This window comes from Prauserella marina (assembly GCF_002240355.1).
GTDB classification, from domain to species: domain Bacteria; phylum Actinomycetota; class Actinomycetes; order Mycobacteriales; family Pseudonocardiaceae; genus Prauserella_A; species Prauserella_A marina.
Map to the genome: position 1 here is coordinate 5,953,145 of NZ_CP016353.1, position 18,977 is coordinate 5,972,121.

The 18,977-nt window shown below is 67.7% G+C and carries 22 protein-coding genes, 1 tRNA gene and 1 pseudogene; 8 read left to right on the top strand and 16 right to left on the bottom strand.

From position 1 onward, the window contains the following. The first annotated feature begins 15 nt into the window (after positions 1 to 15). Complete coding sequence (locus tag BAY61_RS27465; protein ID WP_091803695.1) at positions 16 to 615, top strand: DUF998 domain-containing protein; 600 nt, start codon at positions 16 to 18, stop codon at positions 613 to 615. Between the two features lie 12 nt (positions 616 to 627). On the opposite strand, the gene BAY61_RS27470 is transcribed toward BAY61_RS27465, so the two are convergent. Both BAY61_RS27470 and BAY61_RS27475 read right to left on the bottom strand, forming a co-directional pair. Next, entirely contained in the window at positions 628 to 1,515 is an 888-nt protein-coding gene (locus BAY61_RS27470; protein WP_091803693.1) for a class I SAM-dependent methyltransferase, read from the bottom strand. 56 nt (positions 1,516 to 1,571) lie between these two features. Continuing rightward, on the bottom strand, positions 1,572 to 2,765 hold the full coding sequence (locus tag BAY61_RS27475) for an amidohydrolase (protein WP_091803691.1): 1,194 nt from the start codon (positions 2,763 to 2,765) through the stop codon (positions 1,572 to 1,574). A 116-nt stretch (positions 2,766 to 2,881) separates the two neighbouring features. Here BAY61_RS27475 and BAY61_RS27480 point away from each other — a divergent pair, with 116 nt between their 5' ends. After that, a complete protein-coding gene (locus tag BAY61_RS27480) occupies positions 2,882 to 3,472 on the top strand; it encodes a TetR/AcrR family transcriptional regulator (RefSeq protein WP_091803688.1) in 591 nt (196 codons plus the stop codon). Positions 3,473 to 3,557: 85 nt separating this feature from the next. Then, the gene (locus BAY61_RS27485; RefSeq protein ID WP_091803687.1) at positions 3,558 to 4,037 is read left to right on the top strand and encodes a nitroreductase family deazaflavin-dependent oxidoreductase; all 480 of its coding nucleotides are present in this window, start codon (positions 3,558 to 3,560) and stop codon (positions 4,035 to 4,037) included. 6 nt (positions 4,038 to 4,043) lie between these two features. Here BAY61_RS27485 and BAY61_RS27490 read toward each other — a convergent pair whose 3' ends face one another. The 5 genes and pseudogenes from BAY61_RS27490 to wrbA all read right to left on the bottom strand — a co-directional run bounded on the left by BAY61_RS27490 (position 4,044) and on the right by wrbA (position 7,292). Further along, the gene (locus tag BAY61_RS27490) at positions 4,044 to 4,508 is read right to left on the bottom strand and encodes a nitroreductase family deazaflavin-dependent oxidoreductase (RefSeq protein WP_245865490.1); all 465 of its coding nucleotides are present in this window, start codon (positions 4,506 to 4,508) and stop codon (positions 4,044 to 4,046) included. 9 nt (positions 4,509 to 4,517) lie between these two features. Then, positions 4,518 to 4,982, bottom strand: a complete 465-nt coding sequence (locus tag BAY61_RS33180; RefSeq protein ID WP_170140164.1) for an MFS transporter — start codon at positions 4,980 to 4,982, stop codon at positions 4,518 to 4,520. Between the two features lie 16 nt (positions 4,983 to 4,998). Next, a pseudogene (locus BAY61_RS33865) lies at positions 4,999 to 5,145 on the bottom strand (tyrosine-protein phosphatase); the annotation flags it as partial. 18 nt (positions 5,146 to 5,163) lie between these two features. Continuing rightward, positions 5,164 to 6,675, bottom strand: a complete 1,512-nt coding sequence (locus tag BAY61_RS27500) for an MFS transporter (RefSeq protein WP_091803685.1) — start codon at positions 6,673 to 6,675, stop codon at positions 5,164 to 5,166. Next, the gene (gene wrbA, locus BAY61_RS27505; RefSeq protein WP_091803682.1) at positions 6,672 to 7,292 is read right to left on the bottom strand and encodes an NAD(P)H:quinone oxidoreductase; all 621 of its coding nucleotides are present in this window, start codon (positions 7,290 to 7,292) and stop codon (positions 6,672 to 6,674) included. The genes BAY61_RS27500 and wrbA overlap by 4 nt, the downstream gene beginning before the upstream one ends. An 86-nt stretch (positions 7,293 to 7,378) precedes the next feature. Between wrbA and BAY61_RS27510 the strand changes: the two genes are divergently transcribed. After that, positions 7,379 to 8,008 (top strand): TetR/AcrR family transcriptional regulator, encoded by a 630-nt coding sequence (locus BAY61_RS27510; RefSeq protein ID WP_091803680.1) that lies wholly within the window; start codon positions 7,379 to 7,381, stop codon positions 8,006 to 8,008. Between the two features lie 557 nt (positions 8,009 to 8,565). Here the strand turns inward: BAY61_RS27510 and BAY61_RS27515 are convergent. The 6 genes from BAY61_RS27515 to BAY61_RS27540 all read right to left on the bottom strand — a co-directional run bounded on the left by BAY61_RS27515 (position 8,566) and on the right by BAY61_RS27540 (position 13,933). Further along, on the bottom strand, positions 8,566 to 9,165 hold the full coding sequence (locus tag BAY61_RS27515) for a hypothetical protein (RefSeq protein ID WP_091803677.1): 600 nt from the start codon (positions 9,163 to 9,165) through the stop codon (positions 8,566 to 8,568). A 692-nt stretch (positions 9,166 to 9,857) separates the two neighbouring features. Further along, positions 9,858 to 9,930: transfer RNA gene (locus tag BAY61_RS27520), tRNA-Ala, on the bottom strand. Positions 9,931 to 9,984: 54 nt separating this feature from the next. Further along, positions 9,985 to 10,884 (bottom strand): divisome protein SepX/GlpR, encoded by a 900-nt coding sequence (sepX, locus tag BAY61_RS27525; protein ID WP_091803675.1) that lies wholly within the window; start codon positions 10,882 to 10,884, stop codon positions 9,985 to 9,987. A gap of 187 nt (positions 10,885 to 11,071) precedes the next feature. Continuing rightward, complete coding sequence (locus BAY61_RS27530) at positions 11,072 to 11,752, bottom strand: GNAT family N-acetyltransferase (RefSeq protein WP_091803672.1); 681 nt, start codon at positions 11,750 to 11,752, stop codon at positions 11,072 to 11,074. A gap of 7 nt (positions 11,753 to 11,759) precedes the next feature. Next, the gene (glp, locus tag BAY61_RS27535) at positions 11,760 to 13,031 is read right to left on the bottom strand and encodes a molybdotransferase-like divisome protein Glp (protein WP_091803670.1); all 1,272 of its coding nucleotides are present in this window, start codon (positions 13,029 to 13,031) and stop codon (positions 11,760 to 11,762) included. Continuing rightward, positions 13,028 to 13,933, bottom strand: a complete 906-nt coding sequence (locus tag BAY61_RS27540) for a UTP--glucose-1-phosphate uridylyltransferase (protein WP_091803667.1) — start codon at positions 13,931 to 13,933, stop codon at positions 13,028 to 13,030. The genes glp and BAY61_RS27540 overlap by 4 nt, the downstream gene beginning before the upstream one ends. A 24-nt stretch (positions 13,934 to 13,957) precedes the next feature. Between BAY61_RS27540 and BAY61_RS27545 the strand changes: the two genes are divergently transcribed. The 4 genes from BAY61_RS27545 (at position 13,958) to mscL (ending at position 16,434) form a co-directional block, all read left to right on the top strand. Further along, a complete protein-coding gene (locus BAY61_RS27545) occupies positions 13,958 to 14,575 on the top strand; it encodes a 5-formyltetrahydrofolate cyclo-ligase (RefSeq protein WP_091803665.1) in 618 nt (205 codons plus the stop codon). Positions 14,576 to 14,670: 95 nt separating this feature from the next. Further along, entirely contained in the window at positions 14,671 to 15,078 is a 408-nt protein-coding gene (locus BAY61_RS27550; RefSeq protein ID WP_091803663.1) for an FmdB family zinc ribbon protein, read from the top strand. Between the two features lie 150 nt (positions 15,079 to 15,228). Then, on the top strand, positions 15,229 to 15,903 hold the full coding sequence (locus BAY61_RS27555) for an SAF domain-containing protein (protein WP_091803661.1): 675 nt from the start codon (positions 15,229 to 15,231) through the stop codon (positions 15,901 to 15,903). Positions 15,904 to 16,032: 129 nt separating this feature from the next. After that, on the top strand, positions 16,033 to 16,434 hold the full coding sequence (gene mscL, locus BAY61_RS27560) for a large conductance mechanosensitive channel protein MscL (protein WP_091804015.1): 402 nt from the start codon (positions 16,033 to 16,035) through the stop codon (positions 16,432 to 16,434). A gap of 15 nt (positions 16,435 to 16,449) precedes the next feature. Here the strand turns inward: mscL and BAY61_RS27565 are convergent, their stop codons facing one another. The 3 genes from BAY61_RS27565 to BAY61_RS27575 form a co-directional block, all read right to left on the bottom strand. Continuing rightward, complete coding sequence (locus tag BAY61_RS27565; RefSeq protein WP_091803659.1) at positions 16,450 to 16,656, bottom strand: hypothetical protein; 207 nt, start codon at positions 16,654 to 16,656, stop codon at positions 16,450 to 16,452. Between the two features lie 14 nt (positions 16,657 to 16,670). Next, positions 16,671 to 17,171, bottom strand: a complete 501-nt coding sequence (locus tag BAY61_RS27570) for a MogA/MoaB family molybdenum cofactor biosynthesis protein (RefSeq protein ID WP_091803657.1) — start codon at positions 17,169 to 17,171, stop codon at positions 16,671 to 16,673. Between the two features lie 439 nt (positions 17,172 to 17,610). Further along, the gene (locus BAY61_RS27575; RefSeq protein WP_091803655.1) at positions 17,611 to 18,963 is read right to left on the bottom strand and encodes a S1C family serine protease; all 1,353 of its coding nucleotides are present in this window, start codon (positions 18,961 to 18,963) and stop codon (positions 17,611 to 17,613) included. Positions 18,964 to 18,977: the final 14 nt, after the last annotated feature.

The following is an 18,977-nucleotide window of genomic DNA, read 5'->3' on the forward strand; positions in this document are numbered from 1 at the left end:
GTTTGGCGCGACACCGTGACGGCTCTGCTCTGGGCAGGAGCGCTCGGGACCTGGCTGTTCGTGATCACGTTCCTGATCGACGGCCTCACCCGGCCCGGCTACCACCCGGTTCGTCACCCGGTCAGCGCACTCGCGCTCGGACCGCGCGGCTGGATACAAACGACCAACTTCGTCGTGTGTGGTCTCGCCGTGACGGTCGCCGCCTTCCCATTGGCCGGAGCGTTGGACAGCGGGATTCTCGCGGTCGCCGTCGGTGTCTTCGGCGCGGCGCTGGTCGCGTCAGGGGTGTTTCCGATGGATCCCATGCGCGGCTACCCGCCGGGCGCGCCCGATGGCACGCCTTCGGAGACCTCCCGGCGCCACGCCTTGCACGACTACGCGGGCATGGTGGTGTTCTTCGGCCTTCCGGTGGCGGCCGTCATCGCGGCCATCGTGGTCCCCGAGACCGGCTGGCGGTGGTACTCCGGTGTGACGGCCGCGCTGCTGTTCGCCGGGTTCGGCGCGTTCGGGACGGCGTGGGAGAACGACTCGCCGCGAGCAGGATTGATCCAGCGCCTCGTCATCGGGGCCGGCTGGCTCTGGCTCGGCCTGCTTTTCGTGCACGCCGCGACCTGAGCGGATCGGCACTCAGGAATCGGCCTGCTCGAAGTGGAAGACGACCATCGCGGGCACTCCTTCGTTCGCGGCGCGTGCCGCCTCGGGCACCATGGCGGCCAGGCTCCACGGCCACACGTCCCACGGGCCCGTCGTCGTTGCCGCCTGCCCCCGCGAGCCTGGCTCGACCGCGCGCGGCTCTTCGCAGCCGCGGAGCCGCAATCCCGCCGAGAGGGCGGCACGCAGATAGTCCCCGATGCGGTGGCGGTGGCTGATCACCCGTCCTGGACGACCATCAGCGCGGCGCACCGGCGGGATCGAACCGCGCGCGACCGCCTCGGGATGCACGTCGGCGATCACCAGGTGACCGCCAGGGCGCAGCACCCTGGCGAACTCCGCGATGACCGGTTCGAGCACGGGGAGATGCGTCAGCGCGAGACCGCAGACGACCAGGTCCACTTCGGAATCACCGACCGGAAGCCGGCGCAAGTCGCCGAGCAGGAACTCCCCCCTTGGCACCCGCGCACGGGCGCGCGCGAGCATCTCTGGGGAGCTGTCCACCCCGATGACCCGATGACCTCGCTCGGAAAGCCATTGCGCGTAACGGCCCGTGCCGCACGCGGCGTCGAGTGCGGCACCCGGCAACAGCTGATCGACGATTCGGCTCACCTCGGGCTCGTCAATGAGGAACGCGGCGTTGCCAGGCTGGTCGTACGTCTCGGACCAGATGCGGTATCCCTCAACCGTTTTCACGCGTTCCACATCCACGGCCGCCGTCGCCAGCGACTCGTCGTCGAGCAACCGGCGAACCTCGGCGATCCGCGACTCCACGAAGTCACGATCCAATTCCCCGGTGAACCCGCGCATCAACGCGAGGCCCTCAAGGCCGAGCAGGTAGGCCAGCGGATGTTCATGAATCACGAGGAGCGACGTTAATGACCAACGCGTGAACGGGCCACCGATTTATCGTCAGCCACTCACCCGAGTTCACCGTCGCGCGCGATCACCTTTCCAGCCCTGACAACGAGATCGCGGGCTGGAACGTCGACGACGATCTGCGCAAGGCATTCGCCCCGCACCAAGAAGAAGTCGGCAGGCGAACCCGGCCGCAAGTCCACTGCGGACAGTCCAAGTAGGTCTGCGCCGAACTCGGCCGCGGCGAGGAAACCCAGCTCCAGCTCGTCGTCGAGCCTTGCCCGCAACGAACTCGCCATGAGGTGGGCGCGGTGCAGCATGTCGGCGTTGCCGAACGGACTCCACGAATCGCGTACCCCGTCGGAGCCGAGCCCGACCTTGACCCCGAGTTCCCGCAGGCGGTTCACCGGCAGGGTCCGGCCCGCAGGGGCGACGGTGGTCAGGCCGACTCCGGTGACGGCGAGGTCAGCACCGAGCCGGTCCAGCTCGCCCTCGGTGAGATCGACCAACGCGAAGGCGTGGCTGATGGTAACCCTGCCGCCGAGCGACAGCGCACGGGTTCGGTCGATCACGTCGGCGATGACGTCGAGCCCGGCCCGTTCTCTGTCGTGCAGGTGCAGGTCGATGCCGATGCCGTACCGCTCAGCAAGGCCGAACAGCAGATCGAGCTGCCCGGCCGGATCGTCGTCGAATCCGATCGGATCGATGCCGCCGACGAAATCGGCGAGACCGCTTCTGGCGGCCTCCGTCAGCAGTTCGGCGGTGCCTGGCGCACGCCGCACCCCGTGCTGCGGGAACGCGACCGTCTGCATGTCGAGCACACCGGCAAGGTTGGCGCGTGCTTCGGCGACCCCCTCAAGCCCGGCGAGGCCGAAGTCGGGGGCGACATCGGCATGTGCCCTGACCGCCCTCGTGCCGTGGGCCGCGGCGTGGGCCAGCAATCCGCGCGCCCGTTCCTCGACCGGGGCGGGCAGGGTGCGGAGCAGCTCCGCATCCGCCCGCCCGAGCTCGGCGATTCCGGCAGCGGGCCGCCGCGAGACCCACGGCTGGCCCCATGCCGTCTTGTCCGGATGAATGTGTGTGTCCACCATCGTCGGCAGCGCGATGCGCCCGCCACCTTCGACGACCCGCGTCCCGGTGCCCTGCCCTGCCGCCGCGTGCCCGGTGATCACGCCGTCGGTGACGACGAGGTCCACCGGATCGGCGCCGAACGGCCGCACATTGGCGAAAACCGTGCTCGCATTCTCGCTGCTCATAGTGGGTTCGACCTTACTTGCCGGGCGCGTCGACCCCGGCCTGAACGAGGGAAGCGTAGAGTGAAAGCTGTGTTGGGCAATCGACCAAGGCGATTGCCCAGGGCCCGAGGAGCGGCATGACGTCCACGGCGGCGGATCGGGGCAGGGAGGTCCGGCACCGGTTACTGCGTGCAGCGGCGGAGCTGATCGCCGAACGCGGCTGGACCGCGGTGAGCACGCGGGTGGTGGCGGAGCGGGCCGGGGTGGCGCCTGGACTGGTGCATTACCACTTCGCTTCGGTGCAGGCATTGCTGTCGGCGGCGGCGACCGGCGCGATACGGGAGTCACTCGACGCGGTCGGGCCAATGCTGACCCAGGCCCGGACGCCCGCCGAACTGGTTGAGCTTTCGGTGGCGTCGCTGGATTCCTTCACCGGCGACGACCCGGTGTCCGTGCTGTTCATCGAGACCTATCTGGCGGCGACCCGCGACCCTCGGCTGCGAGACGCGGTGGCGGCGATCCTTGCGGACTTCCGGGAGCGGTACGCCGCCTGGTTCGGCGCGCACGGGGTCGCGGCCCCTGAGGCGACCGCCGTCGTGCTGGGGTCGGCCTTCGACGGTCTGGTGATGCGGCGAGCGCTTGACTCGACACTGACGGCCGAGGCCATCGCACCGGTGCTGACTCGAATGCTCACACCGGCGAGCGAGAAACTAGGAGGCAACGCGTGAAGACAACGAACGGACCTGAACCGGCACAAGTTTGGTCCACAGTGGACCCTGAGACGGGCGCGGCCGGAATGCCGGGAACTCCATCATGGCGGTGACCGATCGCAAGCCGAAAAGACTGCTACGACTGCTGCTGCGCGCGCCGATCTGGCTTTACCGCGCCCGCCTCGGCGCGCTTGCCGGGCACCGGTTGGTCTACCTCGCCCACCGAGGCCGCCGTACCGGCGCACGCCGCGAGGTCGTCGTGGAGGTCGTGCGCTACGACTCGAACATCCCCGAGGTCGTCGTTGTCGCGGCCTGGGGCGGTGCCCCTGACTGGTATCGCAACCTGCGCGCGGCCCCCGCGATCGAAGTGCGGCTGGGACGCCGACGGTGGCCGGAGCCCGAACACCGGTTTCTCGAAGCCGACGAGACCCTGCGGACCCTGCTGGCCTACCAGCGCGCCCATCCGCACGCGTGGAAGCGCATCGCGCCGCTACTCGGTTTCCCCTCCGATCCGGCCGATCCGCGCTGGCCCGAGGTCGCCGAGGAAGTGCACGCCATCGCGTTCACCCCGAGGACTGGTTAGGCCACATCACGCGCGGTGCAGCGCCAGGACCGGAATGGTGCGGATACCTTCGGTCTTGCGGCTGTATTCGGCGAAGCCGGGATAGCGATTGGCTTGCTCGGCGTAGACGCGGTCACGCCGCTCGCCGGTGATTTCCTCGACGGTGACCGGATACGTGTCGGTACCCACTTCGACGTCGCCGGTACCCGAAGAGGTCAGGTTGTAGTACCACGCCGGATTTGTCGGCGCTCCGGCTTTGCTGGCGAAGATGTAGATGGTGCCGGAATCGTGCTCGTCCGGCAGATACATCAGTGGAGTCACCAGCTCCTTTCCGCTTTTGCGCCCTCGATGGTGAATCAGGACCATCGGCGCGCCCGCGAACGGGCCCCCCACCCGGCCTTCGTTCTCCCGGAACTCGGTGATGATCTGGGTATTCCAGTCCGTGGAAGTGCTCATGGAAAGAATCCTCCTGTCAGGCGCACCGATCGGCATCTCAGTCGATCACCTGCCCGAACGACGTTGTGCCGCCGGGTATTCCCACCCTCTGGCATTCGACCGGATCAGGCGCTGCGCGCAGAAAGAAGCTCCCATAGCGAGCAATGCGAGCGCGGCGGCCAGCAGGCTGACATACCGGCTGCCGAGAAGTTCGATTCCGGCGGCTCCGACGAGCCCGGACATCGCGAAGGCACCCACCACATAAAACCCGACGGCCACGAGCGCCGCGCCGAAATGCCCGGTCGCCAGTGGCACTACGAGCAGCCCCGCCGTCAACCAGATAAGCGCGACGGCGACCACCCGAGCCCCACCAAGACGGTCGGTCAGGAATCCGGCGGCGAGATTGCCGATCGCACCGGCAATGCCGCCGACGAGCATCAGCAGCGCCAGCGCGACACCACTTCCGCCGGTGGCCGGAGCGTAGATGACACCGATGTAGGTGTAGGGGACGAACACCGCGGTGAAGGCCACCGGAATTGCGCGCTTGCGTCCAACCTGTGTCAGTGACGAAACGAAGGTCCGCTGCTCTGAAGAAGGCTCCACTACTGGTCATGCCGCCGGACCTGGTGGGCAGTCCACCGAGGTCCCTGGTGTTGAAGAAGCCTTCCCAGGCCACTGCTCTGCTCGTGCTCATCAGTCGGGCGCCCTGTTCTCACTGATGTTGTCGGTCGATTGGTTCACCGCTGCCCGCGAGTCGTCGTTGATGTGAGCAGACGGGAGCACTGCCGAAACTTGCCCCGCCCCTGGCGCGTCGGCCCACGAGGAGAAGGGCTGCCGCGGTGGCGGCGAGGACGATGGCTCCGGTGGCGCTGGCGGCTGTGTGTCCGGCGAGGTCGGCTTCGGCTGTTTCGGAGCCGTCGGTGGAGCGGCCACGGGCGGTCAGCAGCGCGATGGAGGTCAGCACGGCGGTGCCGATCGCGGCTCCGAGCTGTTGGGTGGCGTTGATGAGTGAGCTGGCGGTTCCGCTGAGGGAGCCGACGTCTCGGGTGGCGATGTTGGAGCCGGTGACCATGACAATGGTGCCGCCCGCGCCGAGGAGGACCATGGCTGGGAGGACGCCGGTGAGGTAGGTGGACTGTGGTGTCAGCAGCAGAAAAGTCCCGAGGGCGACGGCGGCCAGGGACAGGCCCGCGGCAAGGAGCCTGGCCGGTTCGGCGTCTGCTCGGGTGAGTCGGACAAGAAGGAAGGAGGTCAGGGTCGCGCTGAGACCGAACGGGATGAACGCCAGCCCGACGCTGAACGCGGAGTAGCCGAGGGGGCCTTGGAGGAAGGTCGTCAGCACCCACATGCCGGCGAACATGCCGGCTCCGAGGATGAAGACCGCCGTGAACGCGATCATCCTGCGGCGATCGGTGATCAGCGGTGTGGGAACGAGGGGATCGCTGGAGCGGCGCGCACTGAGCACGAACAGCGTCCCCAGCCCGAGAGCGGCACCGAGCAGGCTCGGGGTGAGTGGGTGAGTCCAGCCGACCTGGCTGGCGTAGTTCAGGCCGGTCACCAATGCGGCGACGGCCGCGGTCAGCAGCCCGGCACCGAGAATGTCGATGCGGCCACGAGCAGGCGCCTGGCCAGGTGGCGCGGTGGCCCGCAGCCCGATCGCGGCGACCAGGGCGAGAGGGATGTTGATCAGCAGGCACCATCGCCACGAAACGGTCTCGATCAGGGTTCCGGCGAGCAGGAAGGAACCGGCCGTGCCCATTCCCATGACAGCGCCGAGGATCGCGAACGCCTTCCGTCGCTGCGTGCCCGCCGGGAACATGACCGACAGCAGCGCCAACGCGGTCGCGGCCACCAGGGCGCCGGCCGCGCCCTGAACGCCGCGGGCGACCAAGAGCACCGCCGACGTCGTCGCGAGCCCGCCAAGCAGGGACGCGGCAGCGAACCCGACCAGGCCGGCGAGCATGCAGCGACGCAGCCCGAGAGCGTCGGCGATGCGTCCGCTGATCAGCATCAGCGCCCCGAAGCACAGCGAGAACACCGTCAACACCCACCCGCGGGTCGCATCCGCCATGCCGAGTTCGGCCTGGACCGCGGGCACCGCGGTGTTCATGATCGTCACCGCGCCGAACACGGTGACGTTGCCGGTGAGCACGAACACCAGCCCCCACCACCGGCGCCCACCGGCAGTGTCCGAGGGAGTGCGCGCCTGAACCTGTTCGCTCACGCCGCCGCCAGCTCCTGCCGTGCCGCGGCCAGCGTCGCGGCCAGCGTGGCCAGTCGGCCGCCCTGGTACCGGGCCAAGGCGAGTACGTCCTTGTTGGGCGGCCCGTCACCGCCGATGCTGCTGACCCCATAGGGGTTGCCGCCGGCGGCGTGGGTCAGGTCGTAGTCCACATACCCGGTTGGCACGATGATCGAGCCCCAGTGGAACAGCGTGTGATACAGCGCCAGCAGGGTGGACTCCTGACCTCCGTGACGCTCGTAGCTGCTGGTGAATCCGGTCGCGGGCTTGCCGGCCAGTTCGCCCGCGTTCCAGGCATTGCTGGTCGTGTCCAGGAACTGCTTGAGCTGAGCGGCGGGCTGACCGAACCGCGTCGGGGTGCCCAGCGCGAAGCCGTCGGCCCACACCAGGTCCTCGACCGTCACGGTCTCGATGTGCGCCGTGGCCTCAAGATGTGCCGCCCAGTCGGCGTTCTTCGCGATCACCTCCTGAGGCGCGAGTTCAGCCACCCGGCGCAGCCGGACCTCGGCACCGGCCTCCGCGGCGCCGGAGGTGAATGCCTCGGCCAGCGCGTGCACTGACCCGGTCGAGGAGTAGTAGACGACGGTCATGCGTGCCATGAGCTCTCGATCCTCCCAATTAGGAAAATGACATTGCACAATGTAATGGTGTAAAATCGGTGACGTCAAGAGGAGGGAACGAATCCATGGCAGTGCGAGGCAGGCCCAGGGACGAGGCGGCACGCGAGCGCATCGTGGCCGCGGGGGCCGAGCTGTTCATCCGCGACGGCTACGTCGCGACCACCATCGGCGCGATCGCCGAGCGGGCGCAGGTCGCGGTCAAGACCATCTACGCCGCCTACGGCAACAAGCTCGGCGTGCTCTCCGCCGCCCACGACCAGGCAGTCCTCGGCGACACCGAACCGGTCCGGCTGCTCGACCACGACTGGGTCTCCGCACTCACCGACGCCGGATCGGTCCAGGCCGCCTGGGCCGATGCCGCCATCCACCTGGCCGCTTCCACCGCCCGCGCCGCGCCCGTCCTGACCGCGATCCACGCTGCGGCCGCCGACCGCGGCGTGGCCGACCTGCTGACCGACCTGCGCCGTCAGCGCCACGCCTTCAGCCTCGGGCTCGCCCGCATCCTGCTCGACCTGCCCGGCGCCGTCCCACCGGAGTCGACCAGCCGTGTCGCCGACGTTATCTACGCCACCATGACCGTGGAGTCCTACACCCTCCTCGTCACCGAACGCGGCTGGAGCCTCGATCAATGGCGCGACTGGGCACACGACACCATCGCCCGAGAACTCACACCCGGGCCTTCCTCCGCGCGGTAGCGCGTGTGCGAGTCGGCAGCCTGCGCTCGGACCGACACCGACACCGACGCCATCCCGGCCGAACCTGCTGCGCCGCGCAAGAAAGCGATCGGCTGACTGCTGCTGTACGGCAACGAAAAGGCCCCTTCCGACTGATCGGAAAGGGCCGTGCAACCTGCTGTGGGCTTAACGTGTCAGCAATAGAACCGGGCGAGCACACGCCCCGGACGCAACCTGGGGCCGCCGTCAGGAGAGATGACGATGACCGCCAGACAGTGAAGGCGTGCCCGCCGAACAAGGCGGGCGTCAAGATCGGGTGGAGCTAAGGGGACTTACCCTCTGATCTCCCACCGCCAGCAAGGTGGACTAGACCACCTACTAGCCCATAGTGAGTGCACAACCGTCGCCACTCCCTGTGGGCGTCAAGCGTGGCTGGCATCGTCCAGGCGCCGGGCCAGCCTATAGCGCAGCCGACCGTCCTATTCGCCTGTGCGTTCAATAATGCTTGACCCGCCGGTCAATCCGGCGCGTGGCACGCCGTCGGCATGAAGTGCCTGCTCGTGCGAGTGAACAGGAAATCATAGTGGTCGCGGAGTCGTCACCCTGGAGCTGTCGGGTGCCGCGAGCGGCACGTACTTCCTGTCGCCGGCACGGGCCACGGCATCGAGGAAAGCGCCAGCACGGGCGAGTCTCCGAGCGCTGACGGGATGACTTTGCCTGCGGGCGAGCGCGGGCCCGAGGGCGCGGGTCAGGACCGTGAGGGCGGGAAGTGGCCGGACCGCCAGGGCGATTCGAGTGATCGCGCCGTCGCCGTCAAGTTCGAGGTGCTGAAACTCATGGATCTCGACCCCCGCGATCCGCGCTCTTGAGGTGAGGAAAGCTTCGCTGTCCCCACGCACGTCGCGTTCATACCGGTAGTCGGAGGCTACCTCGAACACCGCCTGTAGGAGTTGGTCGATTTCATCACGGCCGCGGAACCTGAACTGGTCGGTCAGAGGCGACACGAGCTCGGCGTCTGTGGTCAGTGCGGCTACGGCCGCACCAGCATCACGTGCTGCGCCAGCCTGCTTCCATGCATCAATCGCGTTCACTCCAACCGCCTTCGTGTCGACGAAGCTCGCTATCAGGATACGCCCGGACACGGCATCGTCCCCTGCCCTCACCACCGTTTCCGGCATGCACCGGTCCGTGGCTGCCGGGCAGTACGTCGTCGTTCAAACAGTTGATGACGACGACATTGCCGACACGTCGCGTGCGATCCACGTCCCCTCGCCACCATCAGTGGATCGAGCTGCGGATTTTCGAGATGACCGCGGAGTGACGTTGCAAGCAAGCACCCTCTGGCCGAACGATCTGAGACATCCTCGACTGCTGACTCCGCAAGCCGAAGCGACAGCGTTGGTCTTCCGACGAGGAATCAGCCAAAGTAGACGACGACGCGCTCTATACGGCCTACGTCTTGGTCGTCGTCTCCTGGCAACTGCAACGTGTCCAGCGACAGCTCTTGCACCGGAAACCAAAACGGCCACGTGAGGTAGCCGACGCTCCGGTCGAGTGCGGGCTGATGTTCACCACGGCCTACGGCACGCCGTTCGAGCCCCGAAGCTTCCTCCACTCTTGGAAGGCGCGATGCGTCAAGGCTGGCGTCCGATACATCAACGGTGCATGACGGGCGCCGCTTGTGCGGGTCCTTGCTGGCCGATCTTGATGTGCACCCACGCGTCGCCATGCGCAGTTCGCGGTGACCACACGATGGGGGTCCGGGGAACGCCCCGGGTGGGGTGTCTGAGGGCCACACCCTCAGAAAAGATGACGATGACCGCCAGACAGGGAAGGCGTGCCCGCCGAACAAACGGGCGTCAAGATCGGGTGGAGCTGAGGGGAATCGAACCCCTGACCTTCTCGATGCGAACGAGACGCGCTACCAACTGCGCTACAGCCCCTGATGAAGCTCGATGAGCATAGCAAGCGACGCCACACTCACCGAGCAGGGGGTCCTACTCTCCGGCAGCCCGCCGGTACGGCAACTGGCCAGGATCGTCCAGTTCGTGGAAGGCGGGATCCTCGTCTTCCACGTCGACGACCACGGCGTTGCGGCGCATGCGCGGCACCGGCTTGCGCTCGACTCCGGCCAGGTCACGCCTGTCGATCGGGTGGACCTTGACGTCCGGAAGTGGTTCGACGGGACGCCGGGGTGTCCTGCGTGCCGTCGTCGGCGCGTTGTTGTACCTGGCGAGGCGACGTTGCCGGATCTCGTTCTCGATCCGGACCTGCCTGCGCAGGTAGCCGAGATAGCCGATGAGCCCGACGTCGACGAGCCCGTGCACCCACCAGACGACGGGCATGACGAATCCGGCGACGACCGCCGTCACGACGACGGCGAAGAGCAGACCGAGCACGACGCGCTGCCGGAAGGCGTACTTGGCGCGCGCGGCGATCTCGGCGGCCTCGGGGTCGAACCCGCCGCGCCCAGGGCGATACCGCCGCGGGGTGCGCTCGTCGTCCGAGTCCTCATAGTCCTCGCCGTCTTCGGCGTAGTCACCGTAGTCGGCGTCGTCCGCGACGCGGCGACGACCGGCACGCGGCTCCACCTCGGACTCCTCGTACTCGTCGTAACCCTCGTCGAGGTCATCGAGATCGTCGTCGTAGTGGGAGTCGTCGTATTCGGAGTCGATCAGGTCGTCGTCATCGGCCGTCTTCGTGCTTCCCGGCTTCGCGTCCGCGGACACGGCGAACTCCTTCCGCCTCTCGCTGCGCGTGCTCCCGCTGCGCACGACCCTCGCCGCCAACGCGGAATCGTTGGTCTGCGTGATCACTTGGCGCTTCCGCGCGATCATGGGAACGAGGACGACAAGCCACGCCGCGGCGAGCCCGACGATGATCAATGAGCTTGGCATCTCCCGTCACCTCCCCCGACTGTTGATGCACTGTCGTAGCGGAGCGGCGCCAAGCGGCGGGTTGCCGCCTACCCGTTCTCACTTCGACACTTCGTCACGCTAGTCACAGGAGTAACAGAAACCCCGGAGGCTCGCCGCGCCGTTCTGTAAAAACGCTCACTTAATCAGGTGAAAAACTCACAAGGAGCTAACGCGGGGCAGGTCGCGTGGCCAGTCCACCTGCGACGAGCCGAGTGGCGAAGCCTTCGCCGATTTCCTCTGCGGTCACCGCGAAACTGAGGTGATCTCGCCAATCACCCGCGACGTCGAGATAGCGAAGAAAGAGCCCTTCCTGCCGGAAACCCGCTTTGGTCAGCACGCGGACGCTCGCCCCGTTCTCCGGCCTCACCGTCGCTTCGAGCCGGTGCAATCCCGCCGAGGTGAAGGCGTGATCGGCAAGCAACGCGACAGCGGCCGTGGCCACGCCACCGCCAGCGAGTTCCGACGACACCCAGTACCCGACCCACGCCGATCGCAGCGAAGCCCTGATGACGTTGCCTATCGTGATCTGCCCAGCGAACGCGCCGTCGACGGTGATGACGAACGGCAGGCACTGACCACGCCGAGCGAGCCCGCGCAGCGAGAGCCACTGGGACGGCCATGCCCACAAGGCGTTGCGCTCACTCCACGGACCGGCTGCCGTTGGTTCCCATCTCTCAAGATAGGTGTGGTCACGCAGGCGGATCCTGCTCCAGTCACCGCCGTCGCGGAGCCGGATGGGCCGCAGCATCACCGTGCCCGCCGCGACATCGAGCGGGCCGAGCCTGGCAGGCCAGCCGGGGTGGCGAGGTTCGGCGCCGTAGGGGGTGCCGTACACCTGCGATGCCATTGCGGGGTCAGGCGCGCTGCGCCAGGAAAGTCACCTTGACCTGCTCTCCCGCGGCAAGCTCCACGACGTCCTCTTCCACGTTGATCAAGCAGTTCGCCTCGGCGAGCGAGGCGAGCAGGTGGGCGCCCGACGTGCCGAGCGGCTGCACGAGGTACTCGCCGTTGTTCTCGTCCCGCAGCAACTGACCTCGCAGGAATCCCTTGCGCCCCTTCGTCGAGGTGACCGGCGAGAGCAGCTTCGCCTCGACCGTCCTGCGATGTGGGTTGCGGGTGCCTCGCGCCGCGCGGATGAGCGGCCGGATGAGTACCTCGAACACGACGAGCGCGCTCATCGGGTTGGCCGGGATCAGGAAGGTCGGCACGGAGTCCGGGCCGAGCCTTCCGAAACCCTGCGCGGAGCCGGGATGCATCGCGACCCTGGCCATGTCGATCTGTCCGAGGTCGGAAAGGGCCGCGTGCACTTCTTCGCCGAGCGCGCCACCCGCGCCACCGGCCACGACGACCACCTCGGACATGAGCAGCCTGCCCTCGACGGTTTCCCGCAGGCGTTTGGGGTCGAGCGGAACGATGCCGACCCTGGAGACTTCGGCACCGGCGTCTCTCGCGGCCGCGGCCAGCGCATAGGAGTTGACGTCGTAGACCTGTCCCACCGACGGGGTGCGGTCGATGTCGACGAGCTCGTCGCCCACCGAGATGATCGACACCCTCGGCCTCGGGTAGACGAGGACCTTGGATCTGCCGACCGCGGCAAGGAGCCCGACCTGCGCTGATCCGATGGTGTCGCCTTGGCGCACCGCGACGTCACCGATCTGCACGTCCTCGCCTGTACGCCGGACATAACCAGCCGATGGGACGGCCCTGTGCACGGTGACCTTGGCGTGGTGGCCGTCGGTGAAGGCGGTCGGCACGACCGCGTCGGCCAGCGTCGGCAGCGGCGCGCCGGTGGCAACCCGCACCGCCTGCCCCGGCTGCAGTCTGCGTGGCTGCCTGGACCCCGCCGGAATCTCGCCGACGACCGGCAACTGCACGGGTTCCTCACCCGCGGTGCGGACATCGACGCTGCGTATCGCGTAACCGTCCACCGCGGCCTGGTCGAATCCAGGCAGCGCATGCTCCGCGACGACCTCTTCCGCGCAGAGCAGGCCCTGCGCCTCGGAGATCGCGACCCGCACCGGACGCGGACGTACCGCCGCGTCGAGGGTGTGGGAGAGCTGCGCGCCGACCGACCGGAGTGGTCGTTCCTCCGGTGCCTCGGCGGTGATCGGCTCGCGTTCGATCATGAGTCGGTTTTCTCGATTCGTTCGGTCAGCCACGCACGCAGCGAAGGCCCGTACTCGGGGTCGTGCAACGCGAAGTCGACAGCGGCCCTCAGGAAACCACCTGGGTTGCCGAGGTCGTGCCTTCCTCCACGGTGAACGACGATGTGCACGGGATGATCTTCCTTGATGAGCAGCGCGACCGCATCGGTGAGCTGCAATTCTCCGCCCGAACCGGGCTCGATCCTGCGGAGCGCGTCGAAGATCGCCCTGTCGAGCAGATACCTGCCCGCGGCGGCGTAGGTGGAGGGCGCGTCCTCCGGCGCGGGCTTCTCGACCATGCCGTGCACGCGCTTGACGTCGGCATCGTCAGTGTCGGAGACGTCGAAGACCCCGTACGGCGAGATGTGTTCCTTCGGGATGTCGAAGGCACACAGCACACTGCCGCCGAAGCGGGCCCGCACCTGCGCCATGCGACTCAATACACCCGAGGGAAGCACCAGGTCGTCGGGCAGTAGCACGGCGACCGCCTTGTCCTCCTCGGTGAGGTTGGGTTCGGCCTGCGCCACCGCGTGACCGAGCCCGAGCGGTTCCTTCTGAATCGCGACCTCGACGTCGAGCAGGTCCGGTCCGCGCCGCACCTTGGCGAGCAGGTCGTTCTTGCCCTTGCGCTCCAGGTTGTCCTCAAGCTCCGGCTGGTGCTGGAAGTAGTTGACCACCGCTTCCTTGCCAGGGGAGGTCACGATCACCATGCGGGCCGCGCCCGCTTCCGCGGCTTCCGTCGCCACCAACTCGATGCCGGGGGTGTCGACGACCGGCAACAGTTCCTTCGGCACGGCCTTCGTCGTCGGCAGGAATCTCGTGCCGAGACCGGCTGCCGGAACGATGGCGGTTCGGAACGTGTCGTGAGTCGTGGCGCCCGTCATGGGCGCAAAGCCTAGCCTGACCTCGTGACCGATACGGACAATGACAGACCACGGCGAGTGCCCGAACCTGCTGGAAAGGCTCGGTGGAGGGCGGAGTTGGCCGCTCGGCGCGCCGCGATCGGCCCTGGTCAGCAGGTCAGCGAAGCACACGCGCTCGCAGGCAAGGTCGCTGAGCTGACCGCGGGGACCGTCTGCTGCTACGTGCCCTTCGGCTCCGAGCCCGGTGCGATCACCCTGCTGGATGTCCTGCGCGAGGCGGGGGCGCGCGTGCTGCTCCCGATCGTTCCTCCCGCTCCGGGCCCGCTCGACTGGGCCGAGTACACCGGCACGTCATCGCTCGTCACTGGCCGGTTCAAGGGCGTGCTCGAACCGGATGGCCCGCGACTTGGTCCACGTGCGCTCGCGACGGTCGACCGGATCCTGCTGCCCGCGCTCGCCGTCGACCACAGCGGCGTGCGCCTCGGCAGGGGCGCCGGCTATTACGACCGCTCGCTGCCCCTTGCGGCCGCCACCACCGACCTGGTCGCGGTGATCCGTGACACCGAACTGGTCCCTTCGCTGCCTGCCGAATCGCACGACGTGCGGATGAACGCCGCGCTCACCCCGGGTGAGGGGCTGATCCGGCTGCCGCTCGGCAATTGAATGTGAGATGGACCTCGATTGCGCCGGGGGAATGCCATCAAGCAAAATTGGGTTAGCACTCTCGGGAAGCGAGTGCCAACGCCGAAGGAGCGCCTGTGCCGACCTACCAGTACGCCTGCAAGGAGTGCGATCACCGATTCGAGGTGGTCCAGTCGTTCTCCGATGCGAGCCTCACCGAGTGCCCCCAGTGCGAGGGAACGCTCAGGAAGCTGTTCGGCTCGGTCGGCGTGATCTTCAAGGGCAGCGGGTTCTACCGCAACGACTCGCGCTCGGAGAGCAAGTCGAAGTCCGCGTCCGGCTCGTCCAACGGTGACAGCGGCGGTTCGGCCAAGAGCGAAAGCTCGTCGTCGGACTCCGGGTCGAATTCGACTTCGTCTTCGTCGAGCACGTCTTCTTCGTCGTCGTCTTCCTCTTCGTCCACTTCGTCTTCCTCTGGCAGCTCGTCCTCGTCCGGCTCTTCGAGCGGAAGCAAGACCACGAGCACGGCGAGTACGTCCTCCTGAGGTACTGACAGCACGACCGGGGTTGTCCACAGGACCCCGGTTGTCCACAGATTCACGAATTGCCGCTACCCCGAGCAGGTTCTCGCTCCTAGCGTCGGTTGAGTCGAGCGGCGGAACGCCCGCCCTCGTCCAGACCGATGGGGGAAGGCAATGCGTGACAACTCGCTTCGCGGCTTCGGCAGCTCCCGGCACCGCCTCACGACGCGCCTGCGTGGCAATTCGGCTGCGCGGGCGCGTCGCGTGCTCGCGGCTGGGTTGTTCATCGGTGCGGGTGTGCTGGCGGTTCAGCCCGCTGTGGCAGGCGACCTTTCCGCCCCCGCCGAGTCGGAAATCTCGCTTCTCGTCACGACAAGGGATCTGCCGCTCGGAACCACCCTTCACGCCTCCGACGTCAAGTCGGTCATGATTCCGGAGTCGCTCCGACCCGCCGGGGCACTCGACAATCCGGCCTCCGTCGAGGGCAGAACACTCGCCGGCCTCGCCCGTGCGGGTGAACCTCTGACCGACGCCCGGCTTCTCGGGCCCAGCACCAGTCCGCCTGGCACCGCAACGGTTCCCGTCCGGCTCGCCGATGCCGCCATCGCGGGGCTGCTTCGCACTGGCGCCACCGTCGACGTGGTCGCTCTCGGCTCCGACTCCCAGGCCGGAAACGCGGTGGCCACCGACGCGAAGGTGCTGACCGTCCTTTCGCCGCCCGGCCACGCGCGGGACGGGCCGCGCGACTCCGAAGCCGAACCGCTCGTGTTGCTCGCGGTGCCAGAGGAGGCGGCAGCCGAACTTGCCGCGGTTTCGTTGGCACAACCGGTAACCGTTACCCTCCGCTGACGCGCTGTTGCGGTCCATGTGCGACTCGTGCTCGTCGTGGCGTTGTTCGACCTTCTCGATCACCATCGTTGCCGCGTGCTCGCGCGGGCAGACAACAGCGGACAACCGTCTTCTGTGGAAGGAGTGCGTGTGCTCAAGGGCTTCAAAGACTTCTTGATGCGCGGGAATGTCGTGGAACTGGCGGTGGCCGTCGTCATCGGCACCGCGTTCACCGCGGTGATCACGGCGTTCACCACCGGGTTGATCGAGCCGCTGATCAACGCGATCGGGGGACAGGACGCCGTCGACGGGTTCGGTGTCCGCGTGCTCGCCGAAAACGAGTCCACGTTCCTTGACTTCGGCAGCGTGATCAACGCGGGGATCAATTTCGTGATCATCGCCGCCGTCGTCTACTTCGGCTTCGTGCTACCGCTTCAGAAGGTCCAGGAGCGTCGCAAACGCGGCAAGGAGGAGGGGCCCGCCGAAGCCACCGACGTCGAACTGCTTACCGAGATCAGAGATTTGTTGCAGGAGCAACGCGCGCGGCAGTGAGCCGTCGCCTCGGGCTCAGCCGCCGTGGTGCGGTGGCCGGTTGTCGAGATACCACTCGTCGCTCGCCTGCCGGTCCTTGCGTGGCTCCCGCTCGTCCGAAGTCGTTTCCGGCAGAACGTCGCCGAAAACATCGTCGAGCCGGCGATCGCGACGACCCGGCCCGGTCGGCTTCTCGCCTCCGGGACGGGTCGGTCCCTCACGTTTCGCCTGCTCGTCGGCCACCGGCCTCGGTCCCGTCAGCTCTGGTCCAGTCCGGACAACTCGTCGATGACGTGTGGGACCAGTGCCGACAACGTCGCCATGCCGTCCCGCACGGCGGCGCGAGAACCGGCGAGGTTGACGACAAGGGTGCTGCCCGACACTCCGACGAGGCCGCGCGAGATTCCGGCGTCGATGGCACCGGCGGCAAGGCCGGACGAGCGCAGGGCCTCACCGATACCGGGAATCGGACGGTCGAGGACTCCGGCCGTGGCGTCCGGGGTCACATCGCGCGGGGACACTCCGGTGGCCCCGGTGGTGATCACCAGGTCGACACCTCCGATGACGGCGGTGTTGAGTGCGTTGCGGATCTCGACCGTGTCCGCGCGCACGGCGACGGTGCCGTCCACGATGAACCCGGCCTCCTCCAACAACTCGGTCACCAACGGGCCGACGTTGTCGTCATTGTCCCCCTGAGCAGCACGGTCGTCGACGATCACCACGAGGGCGCGGCCAAGCCGCTGTGCACTCCGTTCCATGCTCTCCACCGTAGTAGAGCGGGTGGCCGGGAATCACGAGGCACAGCGGGAAAGGGTTCACTGAACCCGGGCACCCCGAGCCGGCCTTCGCGGCGCTGGAAGCGAGGCGCCTCGTGGGCGAGAGAGCGTGCGCTCCCGGCGGGCGTGACGCTCCCAGCGGCTTGACCGCGCGGGATCGGAGATCACCCGCATCGCCAAGGGCGAGAACGTGCGCGGTTTGTCCGATGTGGACCTCGATGGCGGTTACCGGCGGAGCCGTACGGTCATGGCGGCCGCCGTGGGGCGTCCGGCCCATCGGATGGTGTCGCGCGAGTGAACGGCTGGAACTCAAAGCCACGCGCGACCGGACAAGGGGAACCGGTCGCGCGTGACCTCTCCCGGCTCGGTATGAGCCGGAGTTGGTCTCGGCCGCGCCCGCGGCCGAGCGTTCGGGTGCTGGTCAGTTACCGGAGACCTGCTGGCCGCCGAGCGTGACCTCAAGGGTCTTGTTGTTGGCGAGCGTGAAGGTGACCTTCTCGCCTGGCGCCCTCGTGCGAACGGCGGCGACCAGCGTGTTGGCGTCGTCGATCACCCGGTCGTCGATCTTGGTGACCACATCGCCCGACTTCAGCCCTGCCTTTTCGGCGGGACTGCCCGACGTGACCTCCCCGATCACGGCGCCGCCAGACGGGCTGTCGCCGACCGTCGCGCCGATATAGGTCTGGGTCGCGTGCCCCGACCTGATGATGTCGTCGGCCGTCCTGCGAGCCTGGTCGATCGGGATGGCGAAGCCGATGCCGACGTTGCCGCCCTCCGACTGGCCGATACCGCCTTGGGTTTGCGGGCTGTAGATCGCCGAGTTGATTCCGATGACCTGGCCCGCGCTGTTGGTGAGCGGGCCACCGGAGTTGCCGGGGTTGATGGCCGCGTCGGTCTGGATGGCGTCCATGACGGTGGTCTGATCGCCCTGGCCACCAGCGGAAACGGGTCGGTGCAGCGAGCTGACGATGCCCGAGGTGACCGTTCCGGCCAGCTCGAACGGCGAGCCGATCGCGACGACCGGCTGGCCGACCTTCAAGTCGTCGGAGCGGCCGAGGTCGACGGTGGGCAGGTCGCTCTGCCCTTCGGCGCGCACCACCGCGATGTCGGTTGTCGGATCTCTTCCCACGACCTGGCCCGTTGCCTTGTTGCCGTTCTGGAACACCACGGTGATCCGGCCCGAGTCGGCGGCGGGCTCGATGACGTGGTTGTTGGTGAGGATGTAGCCGTCATTGCTGATGATGAAGCCCGAGCCCTCGCCCGACACGGAGGCGCCTTGCACCTTGAGCTGCACGACGCTGGGAATCAGTTTGCTCGCCACGGCCTCGACGGAACCGGGAACGGCGGATCCGGTCTGTTTGGCAGGCTGCGGCGCGTTGAGCGAATTGACCGATTCGCCACCGGAGGAATCCGCGGCGAGATAGCCGCCCGCGACTCCGGCGCCGCCACCGACGAGCAGAGCGAGCAGGGCGACTCCCGCGACGAGCCTCGCGGGCCCCTTTCGGTCCTGATGACCGGGGCCGTGCCGCTCGTACTGCTGGGGATAGGTCGCCGTCGGGTAGGTGGGAGGCACCGAACCCGGCCGATACGGGTAGCCACTCGACGCTTGACTCGCCCCACCGGGGTAAGCCGCGCCAGGGTGGCTGGCTTCGGGCCGGCTCGCCTGAGCCGACCAGGGATTGGGGTCCTCCCTCGTCGGCCAACTACCCTGTTCCGAGTTTCCGGCTGCCGGGACATCTGGCCTGTCCTGAGCAGAAGGGTCGTTCTCGGTCATGCGTCCATCATGCG

Excerpts from the sequence above, each read along its gene's own strand:
- BAY61_RS27475 (WP_091803691.1), bottom strand. The coding sequence starts at position 2,765 with ATGAGCAGCGAGAATGCGAGCACGGTTTTCGCCAATGTGCGGCCGTTC.
- BAY61_RS27480 (WP_091803688.1), top strand. The coding sequence starts at position 2,882 with ATGACGTCCACGGCGGCGGATCGGGGCAGGGAGGTCCGGCACCGGTTA.
- BAY61_RS27485 (WP_091803687.1), top strand. The coding sequence starts at position 3,558 with ATGGCGGTGACCGATCGCAAGCCGAAAAGACTGCTACGACTGCTGCTG.
- BAY61_RS27490 (WP_245865490.1), bottom strand. The coding sequence starts at position 4,508 with ATGCCGATCGGTGCGCCTGACAGGAGGATTCTTTCCATGAGCACTTCC.
- wrbA (WP_091803682.1), bottom strand. The coding sequence starts at position 7,292 with ATGGCACGCATGACCGTCGTCTACTACTCCTCGACCGGGTCAGTGCAC.
- BAY61_RS27510 (WP_091803680.1), top strand. The coding sequence starts at position 7,379 with ATGGCAGTGCGAGGCAGGCCCAGGGACGAGGCGGCACGCGAGCGCATC.
- BAY61_RS27515 (WP_091803677.1), bottom strand. The coding sequence starts at position 9,165 with ATGCCGGAAACGGTGGTGAGGGCAGGGGACGATGCCGTGTCCGGGCGT.
- sepX (WP_091803675.1), bottom strand. The coding sequence starts at position 10,884 with ATGCCAAGCTCATTGATCATCGTCGGGCTCGCCGCGGCGTGGCTTGTC.
- BAY61_RS27530 (WP_091803672.1), bottom strand. The coding sequence starts at position 11,752 with ATGGCATCGCAGGTGTACGGCACCCCCTACGGCGCCGAACCTCGCCAC.
- glp (WP_091803670.1), bottom strand. The coding sequence starts at position 13,031 with ATGATCGAACGCGAGCCGATCACCGCCGAGGCACCGGAGGAACGACCA.
- BAY61_RS27540 (WP_091803667.1), bottom strand. The coding sequence starts at position 13,933 with ATGACGGGCGCCACGACTCACGACACGTTCCGAACCGCCATCGTTCCG.
- BAY61_RS27555 (WP_091803661.1), top strand. The coding sequence starts at position 15,229 with ATGCGTGACAACTCGCTTCGCGGCTTCGGCAGCTCCCGGCACCGCCTC.
- BAY61_RS27570 (WP_091803657.1), bottom strand. The coding sequence starts at position 17,171 with ATGGAACGGAGTGCACAGCGGCTTGGCCGCGCCCTCGTGGTGATCGTC.
- BAY61_RS27575 (WP_091803655.1), bottom strand. The coding sequence starts at position 18,963 with ATGACCGAGAACGACCCTTCTGCTCAGGACAGGCCAGATGTCCCGGCA.